Annotated in this window: 22 protein-coding genes and 1 pseudogene; 11 read left to right on the forward strand and 12 right to left on the reverse strand. The window is 73.0% G+C overall.

Features of this window, described 5'->3' with window-relative positions:
- Positions 1-50 precede the first annotated feature (50 nt).
- The 3 genes from ACZ5GT_RS02775 to xylB form a co-directional block, all read right to left on the reverse strand.
- A complete protein-coding gene (locus ACZ5GT_RS02775; protein ID WP_469013236.1) occupies positions 51-650 on the reverse strand; it encodes an N-acetylmuramoyl-L-alanine amidase in 600 nt (199 codons plus the stop codon).
- Positions 651-949: 299 nt separating this feature from the next.
- Positions 950-2,158, reverse strand: a complete 1,209-nt coding sequence (locus ACZ5GT_RS02780; protein WP_469013239.1) for an ROK family protein — start codon at positions 2,156-2,158, stop codon at positions 950-952.
- Between the two features lie 12 nt (positions 2,159-2,170).
- Complete coding sequence (gene xylB, locus ACZ5GT_RS02785; RefSeq protein ID WP_469013242.1) at positions 2,171-3,616, reverse strand: xylulokinase; 1,446 nt, start codon at positions 3,614-3,616, stop codon at positions 2,171-2,173.
- A 189-nt stretch (positions 3,617-3,805) separates the two neighbouring features.
- Here xylB and xylA point away from each other — a divergent pair, with 189 nt between their 5' ends.
- Both xylA and ACZ5GT_RS02795 read left to right on the forward strand, forming a co-directional pair.
- Complete coding sequence (gene xylA / locus ACZ5GT_RS02790) at positions 3,806-4,972, forward strand: xylose isomerase (protein WP_469013246.1); 1,167 nt, start codon at positions 3,806-3,808, stop codon at positions 4,970-4,972.
- 344 nt (positions 4,973-5,316) lie between these two features.
- Positions 5,317-5,601 carry a hypothetical protein gene (locus ACZ5GT_RS02795; RefSeq protein WP_469013249.1) on the forward strand — a complete coding sequence of 95 codons (285 nt, stop codon included), beginning with the start codon at positions 5,317-5,319 and terminating at the stop codon, positions 5,599-5,601.
- Positions 5,602-5,673: 72 nt separating this feature from the next.
- On the opposite strand, the gene ACZ5GT_RS02800 is transcribed toward ACZ5GT_RS02795, so the two are convergent.
- Positions 5,674-7,014 carry an esterase-like activity of phytase family protein gene (locus ACZ5GT_RS02800; protein WP_469013253.1) on the reverse strand — a complete coding sequence of 447 codons (1,341 nt, stop codon included), beginning with the start codon at positions 7,012-7,014 and terminating at the stop codon, positions 5,674-5,676.
- A gap of 258 nt (positions 7,015-7,272) precedes the next feature.
- Here ACZ5GT_RS02800 and ACZ5GT_RS02805 point away from each other — a divergent pair, with 258 nt between their 5' ends.
- The gene (locus tag ACZ5GT_RS02805; RefSeq protein WP_073943599.1) at positions 7,273-7,455 is read left to right on the forward strand and encodes a hypothetical protein; all 183 of its coding nucleotides are present in this window, start codon (positions 7,273-7,275) and stop codon (positions 7,453-7,455) included.
- Positions 7,456-7,459: 4 nt separating this feature from the next.
- Here the strand turns inward: ACZ5GT_RS02805 and ACZ5GT_RS02810 are convergent, their stop codons facing one another.
- Both ACZ5GT_RS02810 and ACZ5GT_RS02815 read right to left on the reverse strand, forming a co-directional pair.
- On the reverse strand, positions 7,460-8,854 hold the full coding sequence (locus ACZ5GT_RS02810; RefSeq protein ID WP_469013258.1) for a tannase/feruloyl esterase family alpha/beta hydrolase: 1,395 nt from the start codon (positions 8,852-8,854) through the stop codon (positions 7,460-7,462).
- A 261-nt stretch (positions 8,855-9,115) separates the two neighbouring features.
- The gene (locus ACZ5GT_RS02815; protein WP_469013263.1) at positions 9,116-10,009 is read right to left on the reverse strand and encodes a hypothetical protein; all 894 of its coding nucleotides are present in this window, start codon (positions 10,007-10,009) and stop codon (positions 9,116-9,118) included.
- A gap of 537 nt (positions 10,010-10,546) precedes the next feature.
- On the opposite strand from ACZ5GT_RS02815, the gene ACZ5GT_RS02820 reads away from it, so the two are divergent.
- Positions 10,547-11,443, forward strand: coding sequence for an oxygenase MpaB family protein (locus ACZ5GT_RS02820; protein ID WP_469013267.1), 897 nt, complete (start codon positions 10,547-10,549; stop codon positions 11,441-11,443).
- Between the two features lie 199 nt (positions 11,444-11,642).
- Here ACZ5GT_RS02820 and ACZ5GT_RS02825 read toward each other — a convergent pair whose 3' ends face one another.
- Entirely contained in the window at positions 11,643-12,242 is a 600-nt protein-coding gene (locus tag ACZ5GT_RS02825) for a class I SAM-dependent methyltransferase (protein ID WP_469013273.1), read from the reverse strand.
- A gap of 114 nt (positions 12,243-12,356) precedes the next feature.
- Positions 12,357-12,785 (reverse strand): PPOX class F420-dependent oxidoreductase, encoded by a 429-nt coding sequence (locus ACZ5GT_RS02830; RefSeq protein ID WP_469013279.1) that lies wholly within the window; start codon positions 12,783-12,785, stop codon positions 12,357-12,359.
- A gap of 93 nt (positions 12,786-12,878) precedes the next feature.
- On the opposite strand from ACZ5GT_RS02830, the gene ACZ5GT_RS02835 reads away from it, so the two are divergent.
- From ACZ5GT_RS02835 to ACZ5GT_RS02860, 6 genes are all read left to right on the forward strand, one after another.
- A complete protein-coding gene (locus tag ACZ5GT_RS02835; protein ID WP_469013281.1) occupies positions 12,879-13,292 on the forward strand; it encodes a roadblock/LC7 domain-containing protein in 414 nt (137 codons plus the stop codon).
- A gap of 85 nt (positions 13,293-13,377) precedes the next feature.
- Positions 13,378-14,346, forward strand: coding sequence for an ABC transporter substrate-binding protein (locus ACZ5GT_RS02840; protein WP_469013285.1), 969 nt, complete (start codon positions 13,378-13,380; stop codon positions 14,344-14,346).
- The gene (locus ACZ5GT_RS02845) at positions 14,343-15,143 is read left to right on the forward strand and encodes an ABC transporter permease (RefSeq protein ID WP_469013287.1); all 801 of its coding nucleotides are present in this window, start codon (positions 14,343-14,345) and stop codon (positions 15,141-15,143) included. The genes ACZ5GT_RS02840 and ACZ5GT_RS02845 overlap by 4 nt, the downstream gene beginning before the upstream one ends.
- On the forward strand, positions 15,140-15,997 hold the full coding sequence (locus ACZ5GT_RS02850) for an ABC transporter permease (protein WP_469013293.1): 858 nt from the start codon (positions 15,140-15,142) through the stop codon (positions 15,995-15,997). The genes ACZ5GT_RS02845 and ACZ5GT_RS02850 overlap by 4 nt, the downstream gene beginning before the upstream one ends.
- On the forward strand, positions 15,994-17,601 hold the full coding sequence (gene mdlC / locus ACZ5GT_RS02855) for a benzoylformate decarboxylase (protein WP_469013297.1): 1,608 nt from the start codon (positions 15,994-15,996) through the stop codon (positions 17,599-17,601). Before ACZ5GT_RS02850 ends, mdlC begins: the two co-directional genes overlap by 4 nt.
- Before the next feature lie 3 nt (positions 17,602-17,604).
- The gene (locus ACZ5GT_RS02860) at positions 17,605-18,372 is read left to right on the forward strand and encodes an ABC transporter ATP-binding protein (protein ID WP_469013299.1); all 768 of its coding nucleotides are present in this window, start codon (positions 17,605-17,607) and stop codon (positions 18,370-18,372) included.
- 66 nt (positions 18,373-18,438) lie between these two features.
- Here ACZ5GT_RS02860 and ACZ5GT_RS02865 read toward each other — a convergent pair whose 3' ends face one another.
- Entirely contained in the window at positions 18,439-19,305 is an 867-nt protein-coding gene (locus tag ACZ5GT_RS02865) for an acyl-CoA thioesterase (RefSeq protein WP_469013301.1), read from the reverse strand.
- 19 nt (positions 19,306-19,324) lie between these two features.
- The gene (locus ACZ5GT_RS02870) at positions 19,325-21,838 is read right to left on the reverse strand and encodes a DEAD/DEAH box helicase (RefSeq protein WP_469013303.1); all 2,514 of its coding nucleotides are present in this window, start codon (positions 21,836-21,838) and stop codon (positions 19,325-19,327) included.
- Positions 21,839-21,983: 145 nt separating this feature from the next.
- On the opposite strand from ACZ5GT_RS02870, the gene ACZ5GT_RS02875 reads away from it, so the two are divergent.
- Entirely contained in the window at positions 21,984-22,778 is a 795-nt protein-coding gene (locus ACZ5GT_RS02875; protein WP_469013306.1) for a metal-dependent hydrolase, read from the forward strand.
- Between the two features lie 72 nt (positions 22,779-22,850).
- On the opposite strand, the pseudogene ACZ5GT_RS02880 reads toward ACZ5GT_RS02875, so the two are convergent.
- Together ACZ5GT_RS02880 and ACZ5GT_RS02885 are read right to left on the reverse strand one after the other, a co-directional pair.
- Positions 22,851-23,021, reverse strand: a pseudogene (locus ACZ5GT_RS02880) (type B 50S ribosomal protein L31); the annotation flags it as partial.
- 23 nt (positions 23,022-23,044) lie between these two features.
- A complete protein-coding gene (locus ACZ5GT_RS02885; protein WP_469013307.1) occupies positions 23,045-23,515 on the reverse strand; it encodes a DUF5709 domain-containing protein in 471 nt (156 codons plus the stop codon).
- Positions 23,516-23,698 lie beyond the last annotated feature (183 nt).

Consider the following 23,698-nt stretch of genomic DNA (forward strand, 5'->3'; position numbering starts at 1 on the left):
GGACAACCTTTTCGACCGCCGTCACCCGAACGTGGTGCCGCCCCTGGACTTCAGGCGAAATTGACGAGCCTTATGTACCGTGTCCAGTCCCAGTTGGCGCCCGGGTCGGTGTGGTCCGTGCCCGGTACCTCGTAGTGCCCGATGATGTGTGCCCGGTCCTTGGGGATGCCGTACTTGGCGCAGATCGCCGCCGTGAGCGCGGCCGACCGCTCGTACAGGGCGTCGGTGAACCAGGCGGGCTGGTCGACCCAGCCCTCGTGCTCGATGCCGATGCTGCGCGTGTTGTAGTCCCAGTTCCCCGCCTGCCAGGCGATGTCGGCCTCGCGGACGCACTGCGCCACGTGCCCGTCGGCCGAGCGCACCACGTAGTGGGCGGACACCTTCTTCTTCGGGTTCTGGAAGATGGACAGGGTGCCGGCGTAGGTCGCCTGCGTGACGTGGATGACGACGTAGTCGAGGGGATAGGCGGCCGGCCGGTTCGACAGCGTGTAGTTGGCGGTGCTCGCCGGCTGCCACTCGGCGAGCGGGTAGTCGACGGCCTGGGCGTCGGCCCCGGCCCGCGTGCTGGGGAGTAACGCGTACGGGACGACGGCCAGCGCGGCGCCCTTGAGGAACCGCCGCCTGGTGCCGTCCGGTCTGGTGCGTTCCATGGAGTCCTGCCTCTCGGAGCCTGGTGGTGCCCGGTGGGGAGTCGGTCGGGAGGACGTCGCCCGTCTGCGGATGCGCCTCGCGTGAATCACGGTACGGCGGGCGCGGGTTGGGCAGAAGGCGATTCTCGATTCGGTGGATAACGGTGCAACTGTGGATAACTCAGTCACCCACACGAGTGGAGTCGGGAGAGGCAGACACGCCGTCACGCGCGGAGCAGGTGCGCCGAACCGGTGCGCCGAACCGGTCCGTTCAACAGGTGCGCCGAACCGATGCGTCGTCGCAGTCGGCCACCCGGGGATCAGGCCCGTGCGGCCACGGACGCCGGGTCGTCCAGCACCGCCCGCACCACCGAGTGGGCGGCGCCGAGCAGCGGCCCCTCGTGGCCCAGCCGTGACACCGACACCGGGCAGGCCGGTCCCGCGGTCCGGCGGGCCAGCTCCGATTCCAGGGACGGCAGCAGCCAGGGGGCGAGCGCGGCCAGCGCGCCGCCCAGGACCACGCTCTCCGGGTCGAGCAGATTGACCGCGCCGGTCAGGGCTATGCCGAGCGCCGTGCCGGCGTCGCGCAGCGCGCGCCGTACCGCCTCGTCGCCCTCCGCGGCCCGGCGCGCCAGCAGCCCGACCCGGTCCTCGCCCGGCTCCAGCCCCGCCGCGCGCAGCACCGCCTCCTCACCGGCGTACTGCTCCAGGCACCCGCGCCCGCCACAGGGGCACGCGGGCCCCTCCGGACGTACCGGCACATGCCCCAGCTCACCGGCGAAGCCGCGTGTTCCGCGCAGCAGCCCTCCGGCCACGACGACCGCGGCACCGATGCCGATCTCCGCCGACACGTGCAGGAAGTCGCCCGGTGTGCCCTCGCCCAGCCAGAGTTCCGCCAGGGCGCCGAAGTTGGCCTCGTTGTCGACCGTCAGCGGCAGACCGGCCGGCAGCAGGGCCCCGAGGTCGGTGTCGTGCCACTCGAGGTTGGGGGCGCGGACGACGGTTCGGGCGTCGCGGGCCACCAGACCCGGCACGGCCACCGCGAGCCCCGCCGGCCACAGTCCCTCCCGCTCCGCCTCGGCGGTCACCCGGCGCACCAGACCGGTGAGTTCCGCGATCACCGGCTCGGGGGGGCGGCCGCGGTTCGCGCCGTGGCGCACGGCCCGGGACCGCACCTCACCGCGCAGGTCGACCGCGCAGACCGCCAGGTGATCCACGCCGATCTCGGCGCCTATCCCGGCCGGGCCGCGGCCGCTGACGGCCAGTGCCGAACCGGGCCGGCCCACCCGGCCGGGCCGCTCCGGGCCCAGCTCCTCCAGCAGGCCCGTGCGGATCAGCTCGTCCACCAGGGTGGACACGGCCGCCCGGGTCAGCCCGATGCGCGAGGCGACGGCGGCACGGGAGAGCGGGCCCTCGGCGCTGACGGCGTGCATCACCCGGGCGAGGTTGCGGCGGCGCATGCCCTGCTGGGTGTCGGGCAGCGCCCGCCCCGGTCCGGCCGGGCGGGCCTCGTGCAGGGGTGCGGTCATGCCTCCGTGTCCTCAGTGAGCGCCGGTGCCCCGCTCCAGCAGCGGGGCCGCGTCGGAGAGTACCCCGGAGATCCTGGCCAGGGTCGTCTCGTCCCGCTCCACGGCCTCGAGCACCGGGCCGGCGGCCGTGTTCCAGCGCCGGGCGACCGCGGCCGGGTCCTCGCCGGTCAGCAGGCCCGCCGCCTGGGCGGCGGCGCCCAGCGCCACCAGCTCCTTGGCCTCGGGGACCTGGACCGGGCGTCCCGACAGCCGGCGTACCGTCTGCTGCCAGGCCGCACCCCGGGCGCCCCCGCCGATCAGCAGCAGCGGTGCCGAGCGGTCCTCGTCCTGGTCGAGGACCAGGTCGAGCGCCCCGAGCAGCGCGTGCACCGCGCCGTCGTAGGCGGCCTGCAGGAGCTGGCCGGCGGTCGTGTCGTGGCGCAGCCCGTGCAGCAGGCCGGAGGCGTTCGGCAGGTTCGGGGTGCGCTCGCCGTCCAGGTAGGGCAGCAGGGTGACGCCGGCGGTGGGCTCCACGGCCTCGCGGTCCAGGCCCAGCAGCGACGCGATCCGGTCGACGGCGAGCGTGCAGTTCAGCGTGCAGGCCAGCGGCAGCCAGTCGCCCCGGGCGTCGGCGAAGCCCGCCACGGTGCCCGTCGGGTCGGCGGGCCGGTGCGCCGACACCGCGTACACCGTGCCGGAGGTGCCGAGACTCATCACCGCCGTGCCGGGGCGCAGCCCGAGGCCGAGCGCGGCGGCGGCGTTGTCGCCGGTGCCGGGGGCGACCAGGGTGCCCTTGGAGAACGGCAGGTCGTGGCTGTCGCGCACGGTGCCCGCCACCTCGCCGGGCCGCACCACTCGGGGCAGCAGCGCCGGATCGAGGCCCACGTGCGCCAGGGTCTCCTCGTCGTACGACTCCGTCCCCGAAGCCCACCAGCCCGTCCCGGACGCGTCGCCGCGGTCGGTCGTGCCCTGCCCGGTGAGGCGTTCGGTCAGGTAGTCGTGCGGCAGGCGGACCGCCCTGGTCGCGCGGACCGCCTCCGGCTCGTGCTCGGCGAGCCAGGCCCACTTCGTGACGGTGAAGGAGGCGCCGGGCACGCTGCCCGTGCGCTCGGCCCAGCCCTTCGGTCCGCCCAGTTCGTCGACCAGCCGGCGGGCCTGCGGCGCGGAGCGCACGTCGTTCCACAGCAGGGCCGGGCGGACCGGCTCGCCCCGCTCGTCCAGCGTGACCAGGCCGTGCTGCTGCCCGCCGATCGACACCGCGGCGGCCTCGTGCGCCGCGTCGCCGCACTGGCGCAGGGCCTCGCACAGCGCGTCCCACCACTGACGCGGGTCGCTCTCGCGGCCGGCGCCCGAGGACACGGTGTGCGGCGCCTGGCCGCTCGCGACGACCTGCCCGGTGGCCACGTCGACGACGAGCGCCTTGGTGGACTGGGTGGACGTGTCCACGCCGACGACGAGCGGACCTTCGGCTGCTGACATGCTCTCCCTCTTTCCGCGGCTCTGCGGCTCTGACCTGCTGCTCTGACCTGCTGGTTCGAGGGCGTCCGGGTGGTGATCACCCGGACATCACCTCTTCGGGGACACCGTGTCCCTTCCCAGGGATGCGTCCGCATACTAATTTGTAAACCGCCATGACGAAATAGTCGCAAGCGAGCAAGGAGCCGCGGCATGAACTACCAGCCCACCCCCGAGGACAGGTTCACCTTCGGCCTGTGGACCGTCGGCTGGCAGGGAAGGGACCCGTTCGGCGACGCCACGCGGCGCGCCCTCGACCCCGTCGAGACGGTGCAGCGCCTGGCCGAACTCGGCGCCTACGGCGTCACCTTCCACGACGACGACCTGATCCCCTTCGGGTCCTCCGACAGTGAGCGCGAGTCGCACATCAAGCGCTTCCGCCAGGCTCTCGACACGACCGGCATGACCGTGCCGATGGCCACCACGAACCTCTTCACGCACCCCGTCTTCAAGGACGGCGCGTTCACCGCCAACGACCGCGACGTGCGCCGCTACGCGCTGCGCAAGACCATCCGCAACATCGACCTCGCGGTCGAGCTGGGCGCGAAGACGTACGTCGCCTGGGGCGGCCGCGAGGGCGCCGAGTCCGGCGGCGCCAAGGACGTGCGTGTCGCCCTCGACCGCATGAAGGAGGCCTTCGACCTCCTCGGCGAGTACGTCACCTCCCAGGGCTACGACCTGCGCTTCGCCATCGAGCCCAAGCCCAACGAGCCGCGCGGCGACATCCTGCTGCCGACCGTCGGCCACGCCCTCGCGTTCATCGAGCGCCTGGAGCGGCCCGAGCTGTACGGCGTCAACCCGGAGGTCGGCCACGAGCAGATGGCCGGGCTGAACTTCCCGCACGGCATCGCCCAGGCGCTGTGGGCCGGAAAGCTCTTCCACATCGACCTCAACGGTCAGTCCGGCATCAAGTACGACCAGGACCTCCGCTTCGGCGCCGGCGACCTGCGCGCCGCCTTCTGGCTGGTCGACCTCCTGGAGAGCGCCGGTTACGACGGTCCCCGCCACTTCGACTTCAAGCCGCCGCGGACCGAGGACCTCGACGGCGTGTGGGCGTCGGCCGCGGGCTGCATGCGCAACTACCTGATCCTCAAGGAGCGTTCGGCCGCCTTCCGGGCCGACCCGGAGGTGCAGGAGGCGCTGCGCGCGTCGCGCCTGGACCAGCTCGCGCAGCCGACCGCGGCGGACGGGCTCCAGGCGCTGCTCGCGGACCGCGGCGCCTTCGAGGAGTTCGACGTGGAGGCGGCCGCCGCGCGCGGCATGGCCTTCGAGCAGCTCGACCAGCTGGCGATGGACCACCTGCTGGGGGCACGCGGCTGAGCACCCGCACGCGTGTGCGCGTGCGCCGGTCGAGCGGGTACGCGCGCGTGCCCGGGACCGCCGGTGCGCACGGGCACACGTCGTGCGCTCGCCTCCGCGCGGACAATGCTCCGGAACCGTGCCGTCCGTGGCACGGGGCCGTACCGACTCCCGCGCGGAGGCCGTCCCGTCCCCGGGTGCGGGGGACGCTGGTCGGTATGGCCATCCCGCCCGTACCGCCCCAGCCGCCCGGCCCGCCCACGCCCTCGGGCCCGCCTACGCTTTCGGGTCCGCCCACGCTTTCGGGTCCGCCCACGCCCCTCGGGCCGGGACGGCGCCGGAGGCCGGTCCTGGTCCTGTTGGTCGTGCTCGTGGCGGCAGCGGCCGTCGCCGTCGTCGTGCTGCTGACGGTCTCCTCGGGCAGCGGCGACTCGCCCGGCGGGAAGCCCGCCGGGGACGGCGCGAGCGGCGGCCGCACGCCGTCGCCGTCCCTGACCGTCCCGTCGGGACTGCCGAGCGAGCTGCCCACCGCACTGCCCACCGCATTGCCCACCGCACTGCCGTCCCGGCTGCCCAGCGGGTTGCCGAGCGGCATCCCCAGCGATCTGGAGTCGCTGATCCCCTCTCTGGCGGGCGGCGAACTGCCGTAGCCGTCCGAGAGCCCGCCGGGCGCGTGAGGCCCGTCGCGGCCACGCGCGCGGCGTGCGTGGCCGCGACTGCCGTCAGACGCCGTGCGGCAGCCGCACGTACGTCACCGTCGTCTCGATCCCGCTGTCGACCAGTCGGCCCTGCGCGTCGAACGCGCCCGCGCCGTCCGTCATCCCGAAGTCGTTGTCGTTGACGAGGACGAGCGTGTCATGGTCCACGCGCGCGACGCCCTCGATCTTCCCGGGCACGCCGGCGACGGCGCCCAGGTCGACGACGAGCTTCTTACCGAGCACCGGGACGCCCGCGGCGGCGGGGTCGTCGAGCTGCTCCAGGGAAGGGGACGTGGTGTCGTCGTCCCAGCGGCCTCCGAGGACGTCGGCGTCCTTGTCCAGCTTCACGAGCTGCAGACGGGCCGCCTTGTCCGTGCGTTCCTCCACCAGCAGCCGGTCACCGCCGACGGCGACCACGGAGGAGATCTTCAGCTCGGAGGTGTCGTCCTCGCCCGGGTCCACCACGCTCACCGGGTCGAAGCGGTACACGTACTCGGCCGTGACCGCCTTCCCGCCGGGCGAGAAACGCAGCAGCCGGGTGGTGCGGGAGGCCTCCCCGGCGCGCGTGTCCGGCAGCGACAGCGGGCTCTGCAGGGCCATCACCAGGTCGCCGCCGGGCAGTTGCGCGAGGCCCTCGAAACCGCGGTTGGTCTTGCGGTGCAGCAGGACGGAGGGCAGCGCCTCCACGACCGGGTAGTCGGCGCCGGTGAGACCGAGGCCCTTCGGGACGTAGCGCGTGAGGACCCGCCCGCGCGCGGAGACGTGCACGAGCGAGGGCCCGTACTCGTCGACCAGCCAGAAACTCCCGTCCCCCGCACGCACGATGCCCTCGGTGTCCAGCCCGTTCGGGTCGTACGTGAGCGCCGTCCGCGCGTCGTAGGAGTACGGGGCCTCGTCGCGCCCCGCCTGGTTGGGCAGCCCGGTGACGGGCTTGCCGGAGGAGGTGGTGAGCGGGACGGCGTCCAGCACCCGCACGGTGTCGCCGGACACGCGGATCCGCACGATCGCCGGATCGAAGCCGGGCACCGGGAAGGTGCGCCGCTTGGCGCCGTTCACCTTGATCTGGCCGTTCGGCCCGCGGTCGGTGACCGTCCAGAACTCGCCCTTGCGGCCGGCCGGGTAGATGTCGCTGCCGATGCCGCCGAGGTCGACGCCCCGGTCGTCGTCCACCGTCCCCGGGAGCAGGGCGTTGCTGAACGCGCCGAGCGGGATGTCGCCGAGCGTCGCCGTGCGGGTCACGTACGCGTCCTTCGGCGCGGCGCCCGAGGCCGGGCCGGCGGCCAGCAGGGCCCCGATCACGGCGAGCGGCACACCCGCCGCGACGGAACGTCTGACACGGCGCCGGACGGTGGCGTGCGGGGACATCGGGCCTCCTGAGGAGAAGTTCGCTGACAGCGTCAACATTTGGGCCCCGTGGCGAACGCGCTCCGACCGTCCGGTGAACTCGGGACGTCGGACACCCGAGCACGTCGCTGCCACCGGCGGCGCGGGCGTCCGCCGGGTCTCAGGGGTGCGTCGGGGTCGCGACTCAGGGACGTATCAGGGTCGCGACGCGGAACCGCGGGAAGCGCGGACCCGTTTTCACGACAGAGAGCGGCAGTGGCCGCGAAGGAGGCGACGCACATGTCGAAGAACGCGAAGATCGCCGCGGGAGGTGTGGCGGCCGGACTGATCCTGCTGATCTGGCTGCCCTGGTGGGCCGCGCTTCTCATAGTCCTGGGAGTCCCGGCCGCCGCCTACCTCGCCCTGGACCCCTCGCAGCGGCGGCGACTGCGCCGCGTCACCCGCAAGGAGCTCGGCCGCTGAGACGCTAACGCGCGGAAGCGGCCCGGTCGGACAGGGCGCAGGAGCCGACCACGTCGCCGTCCGCGGGCCTGGCGACGGTACGGTCCGCGGGCGGCTGCGCGCCCCGTTCCACCCATGACACCAGCGTGTCGAAGGCCGACCGGTAGCAGGGCAGGATCGGCCGCAACCGGTCCGGATAGGTGTCGTACAGGCCGTCGACGTGCGTGCCGCCCTGGATCGTGTAGTAGCGGTGCAGGAGGCCGCGTCCGCTCCCGTCGACCATGCGCGCGTACACGTCCGAGTCGGCCGCCGCGGGCAGCAGCGTGTCCAGGTCACCGTGCAGCGTGATCAGCGGCTTGCCGATGCGCCCGGTCAGCGACACCCGTGCCACGGCGCGATGGACGGACGCGGGCCGCGACGCGAAGTCGTACGCCGCGTCGGAGGCGCACGGCGCCAGGATCTGCTCCGTGGTGGTCCCGGCCGACGGGCCGGGGCAGGCGGGGTCGTAGCCCGGGTCGAACTCCGCACGGTAGATCTTCTGCGTGAGCCCCCAGTAGGCCTTCTCGTGGTACGGCCACAGGAATTCGGAGCCGCGCGCGAATCCCACCGCGTAGAGGTCCTCGTCCCGTGCGGCTCCCAGCGTGCGCGCCACGGCGGTGGGCAGCGAGGTGAGCAGGCTGGGGCCGTCCGCGGTCCACAGGGCGCCCTCCCAGTCCACGCCGCCGTCGTACAGCTCCGGGTGGTTCTCCAACTGCCAGCGGGTCAGATAGCCGCCGTTGGAGATGCCGGTCATGTACGTACGGCGCGGAGCGCGGCCGTACCGCTGGGCCACGGCGCGCTTCGCGGCCCGGGTGAGCTGGGTGGTCCGGGCGTTCCATTCGGCGACCGCGTCACCGGGCCGGGTGCCGTCGCGGTAGAAGTCGACACCGTTGTTGCCCTTGTCGGTCGCCGCGTACGCGTAGCCCTGGGCGAGGACCTGGTCGGAGATCGCCGTGTCGGTCGCGTACTGCTTGCGCGTGCCGGGTGCGCCGGTGACCACCAGACCGCCGTTCCAGTGGTCCGGCAGCCTGATGACGAACTGGGCGTCGTGGTGCCAGCCGTGCGTGGCGTTGAAGTGCGAGGAGTCCGGGAAGTAGCCGTCGATCTGTACCCCGGGCACCCCGGAGGGGTTGCGGGTGGCCTTGGCCGTCAGCCCGGCCTGGTCGGCCATGTCGGTGTACTGCGTGCCGGCGAGCCCGGCCGTCGTGAGGTCGGGCAGACAGGCGCGCTGCTGGAAGGCCGCGCCCGGCACCTGGACCCGCGTCTGCCGCGCGCAGTGCCCCACGTCGTCGGCTCCGGCGGCCGAGGCGGAGACCGGCCAGACGAGGGTCGCCGCCGCGAGCGCGGCGACGACGGGCGGGACATGGCGGGACGGACGCATGGCAGCCTCCAGGCAGGCGGAAGGAAACGGCGGCCGGTGGGAACAGGGCGCCGGGGGCTGCCTCATGGTGCTGTCAGGCGTATGCGGCATCCATGGGCTGGGGCCACATCGAACGACCTCGCCACATGGGGACGGAAGACAGGGACAAGGGTGGTGAAGACAGGGATGAGGGTGCTGTCGAAGACAGAACGGGGGGCGTCGAAGACGGAGACGGGGGAGACAGGGGCGGCGAGGGTGCGTCCGCGGACCGGCGTGCGGGTTTCAGCTGGGACGGACGGCCATGTTGTCGAGGGCCTCCAGCAGGCCCGGCAGTTCCGGCCCCCTGCCCACCGGCAGCACCTCGCCGGGCTCCTCGTCGAGCAGCACGAACGCGATGTCGTCGGTCCTGGCGACGAGCGACCAGCCGGGACCGTCGGCGCGCAGGGTCCGCGCCTCACCCGGGGCGAAGGACGACCGGACACGGCCCAGCGGCGGGGGCGTGTCCAGGTAGGCGCGTGCCTCCGCGAGGACGCGCCGGATCCTGCTGGAACCCGCGCTCCCCTCCGCTGTCCCCGCCTGCTCGGAACCCGCCGCGTCGCCGGCGTCCCCGGAGGAACCGGAAGACTCGGCGGACTCGGCGGAATCGGCAGACTCGGAGGCGCCCGGCGCCGACGGGAACTCGGAGTCGTCGATCTGCTCCCGCCACAGCGCCCACTGCAGCGCGATCTCGTCGGCCCCGAGCCGGCGCTGGGCCGGCCCCCACGTGGAGGTGTCCGGCGGCGACAGCGGAGGCCGCTCGGCGACCTCCGGGTCCGGGTCGTGCGGGTCGGGCACGCCGGGGGCCGCGACGGCGACCGCGAGCGGCCAGCCGGGCAGGGCGGCGACGACCGAGCGCTCGTCGGGCGACAGGTCGTACTCCATGCCGCAGTCCCAGGACGCGATGGCGACGGCGACCAGGGAGACGTCGTCGACGACGACGGTCCAGCGGGCCCCCTCGCCGTCCTGGCCGAGCACCAGCCCGTAGCCGTCGGCCAGCGGCGCCAGGCCGAGCGCCGCGCAGGCCTCCGGGTAGTCGTCGCCCAGCACGCTCGGGAACTTCGCCGGCGTCAGCAGCACCGCCGTGAGCACATACAGCGCGTCGTCGGCGGCGACGGCGTCCTCGTCCGTCCCGGCCATCCCAGCCTCCCCATCGGTTCGTCCAACGGCGCGCACCCTAATCCGAGCGGAAGGCCCTTGTCACGACTCCCCGACCACGCGGAGCTGCAGTTTTCCGGCTTGACGGGGCGAATCGACCGCTCGTCGGCCCGCGCGCCGGGCCGCCGTGACCCCCGGCAGCGTCCGGGCGACGACGCCCGGCGACGCCCGGTGACCCGGCGCGCTCCCGCGCGAGCGCGCCGACGGCCCGGCCCGCCGGTTCGCCGACCCGCAGGACAGCGACTCCGGCGACACCCGGCCGACCGCCCCGTCCACGCGGTCCCGGCCGGCCTCCGCGCGGGCCGCGACATACCCGGCGGCGGCCTCGAAAAGATTGTGTGTACGTTTGCCCCGGCCGGCGTCGTCCCCGTGCGGACCGGGCGGGGGAACCCGGCAGCGGACCTGCGCACCCGAGTCGGACACGCCGACCGCCTTCACCCGCCGCGCCTCCCTCGCCGACCGCTCACCGCCCGTGACCCCACGTAGAGTTGGAGCCTCGGCGGCAGATGGGGGAGCGCGGTGAAGCGGTTCGAGCGGCTGGAGCAGATCCGGCGGATGGATCCGTACCAGGAGGCGTCCGAGATCTACCGGCTCAGTTCGGCGTACGAGTTCCCGTGGGACTTCACCCGCTCCCTCGAACTGGCCCTCTACCGCACGTACGCGGTACCCAGCATCGGCCGGCTCCTCGCCGAGACGGCCGAGCTCACGGAGCGGGCGCAGAAGCGCTACGACGACACCAGCCTGCTCCTCGACGCCGTCGTCGAGCACGGCTTCGGCAGCGGGGAGGGCCGCACCGCGATCCGCCGCATCAACCAGATGCACCGCAGCTACGACATCAGCAACGACGACATGCGGTACGTGCTGTGCACGTTCGTCGTCATGCCCAAGCGATGGATCGACGCCTACGGCTGGCGCAGGCTCTCGCGCCACGAGACCGTCGCGGCGAGCGTCCACTACGGCATCCTGGGCCGCCACATGGGCATCAAGGACATTCCGGAGTCCTACGAGGAGTTCGAGGCCTGCCTGGACGCCTACGAGGAGGCGCACTTCGACTGGGACGAGGGCGCGCGGCGGGTCTCCGACGCCACGCTCGACCTGATGGCCTCCTGGTACCCGCGCCCGCTGGCGCCCCTGCTGCGCGCGTCCACGCTGGCTCTGCTCGACGAGCCGCTGCTGCGCGCCTTCCGCTACCCGGCCCCGCATCCGGTCACCCGCGAGCTGGTGCGGCGCGCGGTGCGCGCGCGTGGCCGCATCGTGCGCCTGCTGCCGCCGCGGCGGGCACCGCACCACGCGCGCCAGAACCGGGAGGTCAAGGGCTACCCGAACGGCTACCGCCTGGACGAGCTGGGCACCCGCCCGGTTCCCGGCGTGCGCGGGTGCCCCGTGCGGCACCTGGACACGTCAGCCGCCGAGTGACTCGGTCGTGCCGCGCAGCCAGGGCCGATCGAGCGGGTCCAGCTGGAGAGGGCGTGCTGAGCGGCCCGCTCGACGGCAGGGCGGCCCGGAAGCGGCGGGCATGCGCGTGGTGACGGTGCCGGGCGCCGGGCCCGACGTCATGTCCGACGACCCCGGCGCCTTCGCGGCGGCGGTCGCGGGCCGCCGCTGAGGACCGGCGTCATCCTTCGCGTACCGCCAGCGCCAGGAAGCGGGCGTCCTCGTCGGCGTACGAGGTCAGGCGGAAGCCGGAACCGGCCAGCAGCGGACGGAGATTGCCCTCGGCGCGCAAGTCGTCCGGGGTGAGCCGGCGGCCCTGCCGGGCGGCGAGCGCCGCCCTGCCGATCGGGTGGAACAGCGCCAGCGTGCCGCCGGGCCGCAGCACCCGGAACAGCTCCCGCAGATTCCGCGCCGGGTCGGGCAGGTGCGCGATCAGGCCGGCCGCGAACACCGCGTCCAGCGACTCGGACCGCAGCGGCAGCGCGGTGACGTCGGCGAGCAGCAACCGCCCGTCCCGGTCCCGCTCGGCCCGTACGGCGGCCTGCAGCATGGCCGGGGTCAGGTCGGCCCCCACGACCACCCCGGACGGGCCCACGGCCGCCCGCAGCGGCGGCAGCGCGCGCCCCGTGCCGCAGCCCGCGTCCAGCACGCGGCCTCCCGCGGGCAGTCCGAGGCAGGCCACCGCGGCCGCGTAGGCCGGGCCGTCGTCCGGGAAGCGGCTGTCCCAGTCGGCGGCGCGGGCGGTGAAGAATTCCTGGACGTGCGTGTGATCGTCGCTCATGCCGCGCATGATTCCGCATGCACGGTCCGGCACCGCCGTGCACACGCTCGGGCATCCGTCGTCGAGCGTCCCCCGGCCGCTCGACGACGGAGGCGGGCCGGCCGGGCCGGAACCTCAGTCGGCCACGTCCCGCAGCGCCACCACCTTGTCGACGGTGACGCGGACCAGGAGTTCGCCGGGAACCCCGTTGCGGGCCCCGTACTCCTCGGCCCGCTCCTCGCCCATGTACCGGGCCGCGATGCGGGTGGCCCACATCCGCACCTCGTCGAGGTCCTCCGACAGCCGGGCGCGGCCGTCCAGGACGACGAAGTGGAAGGGCGGCCGGTCGTCGTCCACGCACAGGGCGACTCGCCCGTCACGGGCCAGATTGCGCCCCTTCACGGTCTCCTTGCCGGTGTTGAAGACCAGTTCGTCGCCGTCCATCAGGAACCAGACCGGCGCCACGTGCGGGCTCCCATCGGCCCGGACGGTCGAGAGCTTGCCGGTGCGGGTGCCGTCCGAGACGAACGCCCGCCATTCCTCATCGGTCATCTTCTGTGCCATGCCCCCATCCTCCTTGCCCGTCGACCGGAGGTGGGGAAGGCTGGCGAGCAGATCCTCCGGCCAGGGGGAGTCGTCACACGGGGAGACCGAAACATGGTGCAGAACCAGGGACTTGGCTGGCTCCTGGATGATCTGACCGAGCGCGTCGAGCACGTACGGCACGCCTTGGTGCTGTCCAACGACGGGCTGGTGGCGGGCGCCAGCACCGGGCTGCGACGCGAGGACGCCGAGCATTTAGCGGCCGTATCGTCCGGACTGCACAGCCTGGCCAAGGGCTCGGGACGGCACTTCGGCGCGGGCCGGGTCCGCCAGACGATGGTCGAGTTCGACGACGCGGTGCTGTTCGTCACCGCGGCCGGTCCGGGCAGCTGCCTGTGCGTGCTCAGCGCCGCGGACGCCGACATCGGGCAGATCGCCTACGAGATGACCCTTCTCGTCAACCGGGTCGGCGAGCACCTCGGCGTGGCGGCCCGGCAGCCGGAGCGGAACTCGCCCGAGGACATCTGACCGGAACGCCCGGCATGTCTCCGAAGGCGGAAACCATGCCCCAAATCTGTAGCGATCATGACAGATTGAGGGTAGTCATGCCGACATGCCTTTACATCGATCACGTTCGGGAACCAAACGCCTTGCCGCGCTTGCCGCCACCGTGGCGCTGATCCTGGTGGGCTGTGACAGCGGCGGCACGTCGCACTCCGGTGACGGCCGGCCGCAGCTGACCGTGGCGGCACTGCCGCTCACCGACTCCGCCGCCCTCTACCTGGCCCGGGACCGCGGGCTGTTCGCCAAAGAGGGCCTGGACGTGCGCATCCAGCCCGTGCAGCAGAGCATCCAGGCGCTGCCCGCGCTGCTCAAGGGCCAGGTGGACGTCATCGCGAGCGCGAACTACGTGACCTACTTCCAGGCGTACGAGAAGGGCACCCTGGACCTGCGCATCCTCGCCGAGGGCGTACGCATCGCCCCGCACATGATGGATGTCCTGGTGCCCAAGGACTCGGCCCTGAAGTCGCCCGCGGACCTCGCCGGCAAGAAGGTCGCCGTCGCCGTCCTGAACAACATCCAGTCCCTGACCCTGAACGCGATCCTCGACGCCCGGCACGCCGGGCGACCCGTCTACCGGCAGATCCTGTTCCCGCAGATGGGCCCCGCTCTGCAGAGGGGCCAGGTGGACGCCGCACACGCGGTCGAGCCCTTCGACTCGGCCATCCAGGGCGAACTGGGCGCGAGGGTTCTGCTCGACGGCGGTTCGGGACCGGCGAGGGGCCTGCCCGCCAGCGGATACGTCACCACGGCCGACTTCGTGAAGAAGAACCCGAAGGCGGCGGCGGGCTTCCGGCGTGCCGTCGAGGCGGCGTCCAGGCTGGCCGCCGAGAACCCGGCGGCGGTGCGCGCCGAACTGCCGAAATACACCAAGGTGACCGCGGACCAGGCCAAGTCGATCCACCTGCCCACCTATCCACCGGCCGCCGATCCGTCCGTGCTGCACCGGCTCGTCCGGCTCATGCGCGCCCAGGGACTGCTGTCCAAGGACATCGAACCGGCACCCCTGCTGGTGAAATGACACGGCGTCAGGAATTCCTGCTGGGCCTGAGCGGCGCGGCGGCGGCCTTCGGGATCTGTGAGGCGGTGTCCCGGGCCGGGATCGTCCGGCGGAGCTATCTGCCGCCCGCATCCGAAGTCCTCGTCCGCGCCGCACGATTGGCGGGTGACCCGGCCTTCCTCGACGGGATCGGGGTGACCCTGCGGGCCTGGGCGCTCGGCCTCGGGCTCGCCTGCGCGCTCGCCGTGCCGCTGGGACTGCTGCTGGGCGCGGTGCCGGTGGTGGAGGCCGCCGCGCGCACCGTGATCGAGTTCCTGCGGCCCCTGCCGTCCGTCGCGCTGATCCCCCTCGTGTCACTGCTGCTCGGGTCGGGCACACAGACGGAGGTGACGCTGATCGCGTACGCCTCGCTGTGGCCGGTGCTGTTCAACACCGTCTACGGCCTCGGCGAGAGCGACCCGCTGGCCAGGGACACCCTGCGGGCCTTCGGGTTCGGCCGGCTCGCGGTGCTGCTGCGGGCACAGCTGCCGGCCACCGCCCCGTTCATCGCCGCCGGTGTGCGGATCTCGGCCGCGGTCGCCCTGATCCTCGCCGTCGCGACGGAGATCCTCTCCGGCTTCGGCCAGGGCCTCGGCATCTTCATCGCCCAGGCCCAGACGGCAACCGACGGCACGCGGGACGTGCTGGCCGGGGTGGTGTGGGCGGGCGGCCTCGGGCTGGTGATCAACGGCGTACTGGTCGGTGCCGAGCGGCGGCTGTTCGCCTGGGCGCAGGAACCCCGCCCAGTGCCGGGGAAGCCGGAGCGGGGCCGCCCATGACGCAGACGCAGGCACAGACGCGGACGCAGACGCGGAGCGGACCCGCACCCCGCTCGCCGCGCACCACCGCCGTGCCCTTCCTGCTGCGCTGGTCGGTGTTCCTCGGCGCCCTCCTCTGCTGGGAACTGGCCGCCCGTGCGCTGCACAGCGTGTACTTCCCGCCACCGCTGCGGATCGCCCGGCACGCCCGCGACCTGTGGTTCTCGGGCCCGGCCGGCCATCTGTTCGTCACCTCGGACGCCGTCGGCACCATCCTGCCGAGCCTGGGCCGGATGGCGGCCGGGTTCACGCTCGCCGCAGTCGCCGGGATCACCCTCGGGATCGCGGTGGGCCGCTCGCGCCGGGCGTACGCGTTGTGCAACCCGGTGCTCCAGTTCGCGCGGGCCGTGCCGCCGCCCGCGCTGGTGCCGGTGTTCGTCGTCGTCTTCGACGTCGGTACGCCCATGCAGGTGGCCTCGATCGTGTTCGGCGCCGTGTGGCCGGTGCTGATCAACTCGGCCGAGGGCGCCCGCGCCACCGATCCGCTGCGGCTCGAGGCGGCGGCCGTGCTGCGGCTGACGGCACCCGAGCGGCTGTGGTTCCTGATCCTGCCCTCGGCGCTGCCCCGGATCTTCGCCGGGCTCCGGCTCAGCCTGTCGCTGTGCCTGATCCTGATGGTGTTCTCGGAACTGCTGCCGGGTAGTGACGACGGCATCGGGTTCACGCTCACCGACGCCCAGACGCGCTCCGACCTGCTCACGGTGTGGTCCGCGCTGCTGCTGCTCGGCGTACTCGGGTATCTCCTCAACACCGGACTGCTGGCGGTCGAGAAGCGGCTCGTCGGCCCGGGATCGTCCGCAGGGAGGACAGCATGACGACGGCCACGGTGCGCGAGGCGGTCGTACGGTTTCTGCGCGACAACGGCATGACCACGGTCTTCGGCAATCCGGGCTCCACGGAACTGCGGATGTTCCGCGACTGGCCGGACGACTTCACCTATGTGCTGGGCCTGCAGGAGTCCGTCGCCGTCGGCATGGCCGCCGGGCACGCGCTCGGCACCCGGCGGGCCGCGCTGGTCGGCCTGCACTCGGCGGGTGGGGTGGGGCACGCGCTCGGCGCGGTGTTCAACGCCTTCCGCGACCGGGTGCCACTGCTCATCATGGCGGGGCAGCAGACGCGCTCGCTGATCCAGCTGCGGCCGTTCCTCGGCGCCGACGAACCGGCCCTGTTCCCGCGCCCGTACGTGAAGTTCGCGCGCCAGCCGGAGCGGGCCGAGGACGTGCCGGCCGTGCTCGCCGAGGCGTACCGGGTCGCGATGGCGCCGCCCCGCGGCCCGGTCTTCGTGTCCGTGCCCGAGGACGACTGGGAGCGGCCCGCCGAACCCCTCACACCCCGCACGGTGCACTCGGGGTTCACGGCTGCCCCCGCCGCCCTCGACGCACTCGCCGCCCGGCTGGAGACCTGCCGGCGCCCGGCGCTCGTGGTCGGTCCGGGCGTGGACGACGAGGACGCGCTGGAACAGGTGCGGGCGCTGGCCGAGCGGATCCGGGCCGGGGTGTGGATCAGCCCCCTGTCCGGCCGCTCCGGCTTCCCGGAGTCGCATCCGCTGTTCCAGGGCTTCTTACCGCCGGTCGCCCGCCAACTGTCCGCGCGCCTCGCGCCGTACGACGTGGTGGTCGCCCTCGGCGCCCCGGTGTTCACCTATCACGTGGCGGACGGGGGCCGGCCGCTCGCGCCCGGGACCGAGCTGTTCCATCTGGACTGCGACCCCGGCCAGGCCGCCTGGCTGCCCACCGGCACCAGCATCGTCACGACTCTGCGGCCCGCCCTGGAACGGCTCACCGGGCTACTGAGCGAACCCGACCGCGACCCGCCACCGCCGCGGCCGGCCCCCGTTCCGGCCGCCGCCGAGGGGCACATCACCCCGGAGCTGCTCTTCGATCTGCTGCGCGCCAGGCTGCCGCGCGACCGGGTCCTCGTCGAGGAGGCGCCGAGCCACCGTGACGCGCTCCACGCGCGCCTGCCCGTCGAGCAGAGCGGCGGCTTCCTCACCACGGGCAGCGGGGCGCTCGGCTGGGGCCTGCCCCTCGCGGTGGGCCGCGCGCTCGCCGACCGGCGCCGGGTGGTGTGCGTGGTCGGGGACGGTTCGGCGCTGTACTCGGTGCAGGCCCTGTGGACCGCGGCCCGACACACGGCACCGGTCACCTACATCCTCCTGGACAACGGAGGTTACGCGGCCGTGCGCGCGCTGGGCCGCCGGATCGGCATCGCACCCGTTCCCGGCACCGACATCACGGGCATCGACTTCGCGGCACTCGCGGAGTCCTTCGGCTGCCCCGCGGCCCGCGCCGAGCACCCAGGGGAACTGCCGGCCGCCCTGGACCACGCCCTGGGCCGGGGCGACGACGCCGGCCCCTTCCTGCTGCACCTCGCGGTGACCGGCAGCGCGGGCACCCTGTACGAGCCCTGGGCCGGGTGAAGGATGCTGCGCCTCGATTCCGTCAGCCGGCACTTCGGCGACCAGCACGTCCTGGACGGCATCAGCCTGACCGTGCCCGACGGACAACTCCTCAGCGTGGTCGGGCCGTCCGGCTGCGGCAAGTCCACGCTGCTGCGCACCATCGCCGGGCTGCTGCCCGTGCAGGAGGGCGCGGTCACGGTCGACGGGACACCGGTGACCGGCGTCCCGGAGCGGCTCGCCGTGGTCTTCCAGGAGTACGGCCGCTCGCTGCTGCCCTGGCTGACCGTACGCGACAACGTGGCCCTGCCGCTGCGCCGCCGGGGCCTGACCCGCGCCGCCCGCCGAGCCGAGGCCGAGACGATCCTCGAACGGGTCGGGCTGCACGGAGCCGCCCGGCGCCATCCCCGGGAGCTGTCCGGCGGTATGCAGCAGCGCGTCGCCATCGCCCGTGCCCTCGTCTGCCGGCCCTCGCTGCTGCTCATGGACGAGCCGTTCGGCTCGCTGGACGCCGGCACCCGCGAGGATCTGGAGGACCTGCTCCTGGAGGTCCACCGCGCCGACGACACGACCATCGTGTTCGTCACCCACGACATCGACGAGAGCGTGTACGTGGGAGACCGCGTCGTCGTCCTCTCTCCCGGCCCCGGCTCCCGGGTCGTCCGGGACCTGCCGGTCGCCCTGCCGGGCGAGCGGGACCAGATCACCACGCGCAGCTCTCCCGGTTTCGTGGCGCTGCGCACGGAGGTCGGACGGGCGGTGCGGAACGCTCCGCCGGAAGGACCGAAATGAGCGACCGCCACGAACCGCGCGACCGGGGAACCGGGTCTCGAGGGGGTCGAGTCCGGGGTGGAGGGGCTACAGGGCCCTGAAGAGCCCCTCCTGCACCACGGACACCAGCAGCCGCCCCTCCACGTCGTAGATGCGGCCGCGGGCCAGACCGCGTCCGCCTGTCGCGATCGGTGACTCCTGGTCGTACAGGAACCACTCGTCCGCGCGGAACGGCCGGTGGAACCACATGGCGTGGTCCAGCGAGGCCATGTCGAAGTTGCGCGGGCCCCACAGGGGCTCGACCGGGAGGCGGACGGCGTCCAGCAGGGTCATGTCGCTGGCGTAGGTCAGCGCGCAGGTGTGCACGAGCGGGTCGTCGCCCAGCGGCCCGACCGCGCGCATCCACACCGCACTGCGCGGTTCGGCGCCCTTGACGTCCTCGGCGCTCCAGCGCAGCCGGTCGGCATACCGGATGTCGAAGGGCTGACGGCGCGCCATCCGCTCCAGCTGCTCCGGCAGCGCGCCCAGATGCGCCCGGACCTCTTCCATGACGGTCGGCAGGGACTCCGGGTCGGGGACCCTCCGGGCCGGCGGCAGCTGGTGCTCGAAAGGACCTTCCTCAGGCCGGTGGAAGGAGGCGGTGAGAATGAAGACCGTGCGGCCCTGCTGCACGGCGGTGACCCGGCGGGTCGTGAACGACCTGCCGTCCCTGATCCGCTCGACCTGGTACACGATCGGCACCCCCGGCCGGCCCGGGCGCAGGAAGTAGGCGTGCAGCGAGTGCACCTGACGGTCGCCGTCCGTGGTGCGGCCCGCGGCGACCAGCGCCTGGCCCGCCACCTGGCCGCCGAAGACCCGCTGGAGGGACTCCTGCGGGCTGCGGCCGCGGAAGATGTCGACCTCGATCTGCTCCAGGTCGAGAAGATCGACCAGTCTGTCGGCCGGGTTCGTCATGCGGGGGACTCTCCTCGGCTCACAGCTGACCGACGTCGGTGACCCGGACCACCGCGCGGCCCTCCGCGTCGGAGGCCGTGAGGTCGATCTCCGCGCTGATGCCCCAGTCGTGGTCGCCGTTCGGGTCGTCGAAGATCTGCCGGACGCGCCACAGACGGTTGTCCGGTTCCTCCTGGATGACCAGCAGCTTGGGACCCCGGGCGTCGGGTCCGGTGCCGAGGTCGTCGTACTCGTCCCAGTACTTGTCCATCGCCCGGCCCCAGGCCTCGGCGTCCCAGCCGGCCTCGGCGTCCATCTCGCCCAGCTCCTCGACCTGGTCCAGGGCGGCGAGCTCGACGCGGCGGAACAGGGCGTTGCGGACCAGCACGCGGAACGCGCGCGCGTTGGTGGTGACCGGCTTGACCTCGTCGGCCTTCTCCTGGGCCTCCTCGGCCGTCATCACCTCCGGGTTGGCGAGCTGCTCCCACTCGTCCAGCAGACTGGAGTCGACCTGGCGGACCGTCTCGCCGAGCCACTCGATCAGGTCCTGCAGATCCTCGGACTTCAGGTCGTCCGGGATGGTGTGGTCCAGGGCCTTGTAGGCGCCGGCGAGGTAGCGCAGCACGATGCCCTCGGTGCGGGCCAGCTCGTAGAGGGACACCAACTCGGTGAAGGAGAGCGCCCGTTCATACATGTCGCGAACGACCGACTTCGGCGACAGCGGATGGTCGCCCACCCACGGATGGCTCTTGCGGTAGGTGTTGTAGGCGTGGAAGAGCAGCTCCTCCAGGGGCTTCGGGTAGGTGATGTCCTGGAGGCGCTCCATGCGCTCCTCGTACTCGACGCCGTCCGCCTTCATCGCGGCGACCGCCTCGCCGCGCGCCTTGTTCTGCTGGGCGGCCAGGATCTGCCGGGGGTCGTCCAGCGTCGACTCGACGACCGAGACCATGTCCAGGGCGTACGACGGAGACTCCGGGTCCAGCAGCTCGAACGCGGCGAGCGCGAAGGTGGACAGCGGCTGGTTCAGCGCGAAGTCCTGTTGCAGGTCCACGGTGAGGCGCACGATGCGGCCCTCGGCGTCCGGCTCGTCGAGCTTCTCCACGATGCCGCCGTCGAGCAGCGAGCGGTAGATCGCGATGGCGCGCCGGATGTGCCGCAGCTGCTGCTTGCGCGGCTCGTGGTTGTCCTCCAGCAGATGCCGCATCGCCTCGAAGGCGTTGCCCGGACGGGCGATCACCGACAGCAGCATCGTGTGCGTGACCCGGAACCGGGACGTCAGCGGCTCCGGCTCGGACTCGATGAGCTTGTCGAAGGTGTTCTCCGTCCACCCGACGAATCCCTCGGGCGCCTTCTTGCGGACGACCTTCCGGCGCTTCTTCGGATCGTCGCCGGCCTTGGCGAGCGCCTTCTCGTTCTCGATGACGTGCTCGGGCGCCTGCGCGACGACGAAGCCCGCCGTGTCGAAGCCCGCCCGTCCGGCGCGGCCCGCGATCTGGTGGAACTCGCGGGCCCGCAGCGTACGGACACGGTTGCCGTCGTACTTGGTGAGCGCGGTGAACAGCACGGTGCGGATGGGCACGTTGACGCCCACGCCGAGGGTGTCCGTGCCGCAGATCACCTTCAGCAGCCCGGCCTGCGCGAGCTTCTCCACCAGCCGGCGGTACTTGGGCAGCATGCCGGCGTGGTGGACGCCGATGCCGTGCCGGACGTAGCGGGAGAGGTTGCGGCCGAACTTGGTGGTGAAGCGGAAGTTGCCGATCAGCTCGGCGATCTGCTCCTTCTCCTCGCGCGAGCACATGTTGATGCTCATCAGCGCCTGCGCCCGCTCGACGGCCTGCGCCTGAGTGAAGTGGACGATGTAGACCGGCGCCTGCCTGGTCTCCAGCAACTCGGTCAGCGTCTCGGTGAGCGGGGTGAACCGGTACGCGTACGACAACGGCACGGGCCGGGTCGCCGAGCGGACCACCGACGTCGGCCGGCCGGTGCGCCGGGTGAGGTCCTTCTCGAACATCGAGACGTCGCCGAGCGTGGCGGACATCAGGATGAACTGGGCCTGGGGAAGTTCCAGCAGGGGGATCTGCCAGGCCCAGCCGCGGTCCGGCTCGGCGTAGAAGTGGAACTCGTCCATGACGACCTGGCCGACGTCCGCGTGCTTGCCGTCGCGCAGCGCGATCGACGCGAGCACCTCCGCGGTGCAGCAGATCACCGGGGCGTCGGCGTTGACGGACGCGTCACCGGTCAGCATGCCGACGTTCTCGGTGCCGAACAGCTTGCACAGCTCGAAGAACTTCTCCGACACGAGCGCCTTGATCGGAGCCGTGTAGAAGGTGACCTCGTCCCGGGCCAGCGCGGCGAAGTGCGCCCCCGCCGCGATCATGCTCTTGCCGGAGCCGGTGGGCGTCGACACGATCACATTGGCCCCGGAGACCGCCTCGATCAGCGCCTCCTCCTGGTGGGGGTACAGCGTGAGACCGCGCTCCTGGGCCCACGACTCGAAGGCTTCGTACAGGGCGTCGGGATCGGCGGTCGGCGGCAGCTGGTCGATGAGGGTCACGCACCCATCTTGCCTGGCCTTCCGCCCGGTAGGGGAATCGGATGTCCTGAGGAAGATCACGACCGCTACGCTGTGTCGCCGACGGCGCGTCAGCGCACCGGGGCAACCGGACAGCGGCACAGGACGAATGGGGCGGGCAGCGGCGATGATGGGACCAGCACACTCACTGTCGGGGGCCGCCGCCTGGCTCGGCGTCGGTGCGGCCGCCGCCGCGGCCGGGCACTCGATGCCCTGGCCCGTCCTCTTGACCGGCGCCCTGATCTGCGCCGGAGCCGCGCTCGCTCCGGACCTCGACCACAAGGCGGCCACCATCTCGCGCGCCTTCGGGCCGCTGTCGCGGTGGCTGTGCGAGATAGTCGACAAGCTCTCCTACGCCGTCTACAAGGCGACGAGGAAGCAGGGCGACCCGCGCCGCTCGGGCGGCCACCGCACGCTCACGCACACCTGGCTGTGGGCCGTCCTGACCGGTGCGGGCGCCTCGGGCATCGCGATCACCGGCGGCCGCTGGGCGGTGCTGGCCATCCTCTTCGTCCACATGGTGCTGGCGATCGAAGGCCTGCTGTGGCGGGCCGCCCGCGGCTCCAGCAGCGACGTCCTGGTCTGGCTGCTGGCCGCGGCCACCGCGTGGATCCTCGCCGGTGTCCTGGACAAGCCGGGGAACGGATCGAGCTGGCTGTTCACCGAGCCCGGCCAGGCGTATCTGTGGCTGGGACTGCCGATCGTGCTGGGGGCGCTCGTGCACGACATCGGGGACGCGCTGACGGTGTCCGGCTGCCCGATCCTGTGGCCGATCCCGGTGGGCCGCAAGCGCTGGTATCCGATCGGCCCGCCGAAGGCCATGCGGTTCCGGGCGGGCAGCTGGGTCGAGCTGAAGGTGCTGATGCCGGTGTTCATGCTGCTCGGCGGGGTGGGCTGCGCGGCGGCACTGAACTTCATCTGAGCCGGGCGCCCGCGCGGGCCCGCTCCGGCGGGCCGCGCCGCGCGCCGCTCACGGTCCGTCCGGCGCCGGGTGTCAGCCGGCCTGCCCCGCTTCGCCGCCGTACCGCCGCTCGCACCGGGCGATGCGGCCGTCCGAGCCCATGGTCCCGGCCTTGCCCGTGCGGAAGGGGCGGCTCTCGGAGGAGATCTCCACGTCCACCGGGCAGGGCTCACCGTCGTCCCACTCGGTGGTCCGCGCGCGTGTTCCTCGGACGGGGGGCGTCGCGGTCAACCGGGCAGGCTGTCCTCGTCGACGATGTGCACGGCGGCCTCCTCGGCGGACGCCGCCGCGCCGTCTATGCCCACGTCGTTGGCGATCAGCGCGCTCTCCTCGTCCTCGTGCGCCCCTTCGTCGGGGGCCACCAGCCGGCCGGATCGGGCGGCGCCGACCTCGTTGTCCAGGGGTTCCCCGTCGGTGCCGTCGCAGTCGCCGATTCCGTCGCCGTCGGGCGGCGCGAGGTCGGGCAGTTCCTCGGCGAGCCGCTGGTCCAGCGTCTCCCCCTGCTGGCGTTCCGCCGCCGTCACCCCGACGTGATCCACGGCCCAGGGTCTCTCCGGAGGGGACCAGCCCCGGTCGAGGGGGTCGTCGACCCCGTCGTAGTCCAGGGTGTCCTCCGCATCCAGCAGACCCGAGTCGTCCCGGATCTCGGACGCGTCCGGCTGGTAGACGTCGTCTCCCCATCCTTCGGCGCTGGTCACGGTACCTCCAGGTGCTGGGGACGGGCCCTTCTCGCCGCGGTCGGCGGGCGTGCCGCCGGGACGCGGGGCACCGACCGCGCACGCGGATGAACCGACGTTCCCGGGCGCTCCCCGAGCCGGTGCCGATGTCCAGCCTTCCACCCCGGTTCGGGGCTGCGCAACGCCAAGGCGCGAGCGCCGGGG

The organism is Streptomyces sp. NPDC031340, from assembly GCF_055569945.1.